The organism is Polynucleobacter sp. 39-46-10, from assembly GCF_002282275.1.
Genome location: NZ_NCJB01000549.1, coordinates 1 through 1,065 on the forward strand (window position 1 = coordinate 1; position 1,065 = coordinate 1,065).

At 46.8% G+C, this 1,065-nt stretch carries 2 protein-coding genes and 1 pseudogene; 1 reads left to right on the plus strand and 2 read right to left on the minus strand.

Features of this window, described 5'->3' with window-relative positions; genetic code table 11:
• A partial coding sequence (locus tag B7X71_RS17615) for an AMIN domain-containing protein (RefSeq protein ID WP_293601699.1) occupies positions 1-217 on the minus strand: 217 nt, incomplete at its 3' end.
• 59 nt (positions 218-276) lie between these two features.
• Positions 277-807 carry a tRNA (adenosine(37)-N6)-threonylcarbamoyltransferase complex ATPase subunit type 1 TsaE gene (gene tsaE / locus B7X71_RS17620; RefSeq protein WP_293601698.1) on the minus strand — a complete coding sequence of 177 codons (531 nt, stop codon included), beginning with the start codon at positions 805-807 and terminating at the stop codon, positions 277-279.
• A 43-nt stretch (positions 808-850) separates the two neighbouring features.
• On the opposite strand from tsaE, the pseudogene B7X71_RS17625 reads away from it, so the two are divergent.
• Positions 851-1,065 (plus strand): annotated as a pseudogene (locus tag B7X71_RS17625) (tRNA epoxyqueuosine(34) reductase QueG); the annotation flags it as partial.

Below are 1,065 nucleotides of genomic sequence, written 5' to 3' on the forward strand. Positions count from 1 at the left end.
TGGCTACTAAGTCTTTCAGGGTGGAATTCAATTCCATACCTTGAACATCGACCACCAAGCGATCGGGATTGCTCAGTAATTGCTGTGTGATTGGTAGCGCTTTATCGGATTCCATCGTGATCCGTGTGTAATCTTCTGCAGGCCAAATACGTACACCCAAGATCTTTGCACCCCAAGCAATCTCTGCCTCGCCAAAGAAGAGAATGAAACCTAGCATCTTTGCTGAAGTTTTAAGATGTTTTCTTCTAGAGGAGTTGATGGGTGACTTGCTCATCTCTATTGTGGCAATAGTTCTTCTATAACCGCTATTCCGTGACGGGTGTTGGCTTGCAGGCTAATATTTCTTGCGCTTTCATCTTCACCGGCGCGGAGATGAATTTCAATATCAAAAGCTGGTAGCGTGCCCTCAGCTTTACCCGGCCACTCTACCAAGCAGAAACCAGGTTCATCAAAATGCTCTGCAAAGCCAGCTTCTTGCCACTCTAGTGGATCTCTCATGCGATAGAGATCAAAGTGGTGGGCTTTAATGTTTACTGCTGACGATGGGTTGTCACTGTTGATTTCAATAGGGTAGGGCTCACACAAGGTATAGGTTGGGCTTTTGACTCGCCCTGCATATCCTAGGGCTTGTATCAGGTGGCGGGCAAAAGTGGTCTTACCCGCCCCAAGATCGCCTTCTAGGGAAATATTGAGGTGAATGCTTTGATCTGCTTGAAAAAGATGGCTGAGGCCCAAGGCAAGCTTTTGTGCCAATGCGGTCGTATCCGCTTCTTGCCTACAATATTGATTAAATAAATTCTGAGCCATTTGCCTAGTTTATTCAATTATTAAGCTACATTCTGTATTACTCATGACTTCTACCCAAATGCCGAGCGCTGTTGATCAGACCCATCTTCGTGAATGGCTGGATGAGCAGTCTCGTCAATTGGGTTTTGATGGCTTGCGCATCACTGATACCCACCTTGGATCAGCCACAGAGAGGCTGCATGAGTGGTTAGAGCAAGGTCGTCACGGGCAGATGGAGTACATGGCTAAACATGCTGATTTACGCTCTGATCCCGGCAT